Below are 421 nucleotides of genomic sequence, written 5' to 3' on the forward strand. Positions count from 1 at the left end.
ATTAATATTTTGACGAATGATAAGGTATTCAAGGCAGGGTTAAGACGTAAGATGCGAAAAGCAGCCATGGACAGAAAGTATCTGGCGTCAGTCCTTGCGGGGAGCGGGCTTTCGTAATCTTGCCCTGCGTCATGTATTTTTTATAATTTAATTTTTGCGAGATCGCCCAGGAGTTACACGTGATAGTTATTTTTTTTATCAGATCTGACTCGTTATTTTTTAAATTTTCGATAATTTTGTGATTTATATTACCCTTGTGGTGGTTGTCGTAGTTTTTCCCTTGAATATATATTTCAAGAACTTTCTGTTTTAAAGGCAAAGATAATGAAAGAAGAATGGGGTATTACACGCCAACAATTTGTATTACTTAAATAGACCAGTGAAGGTACGTATCAGAATATCCGGTGAAGTGATTAATATT

At 35.4% G+C, this 421-nt stretch carries 1 pseudogene; it reads left to right on the forward strand.

Going from position 1 to position 421, the window contains the following annotated elements:
* A pseudogene (locus FQ015_RS10440) lies at positions 1-117 on the forward strand (ISAs1 family transposase); the annotation flags it as partial.
* Positions 118-421 lie beyond the last annotated feature (304 nt).

It is taken from the genome of Escherichia sp. HH26CH (assembly GCF_009820205.1).
Taxonomy (GTDB): domain Bacteria; phylum Pseudomonadota; class Gammaproteobacteria; order Enterobacterales; family Enterobacteriaceae; genus Escherichia; species Escherichia coli_F.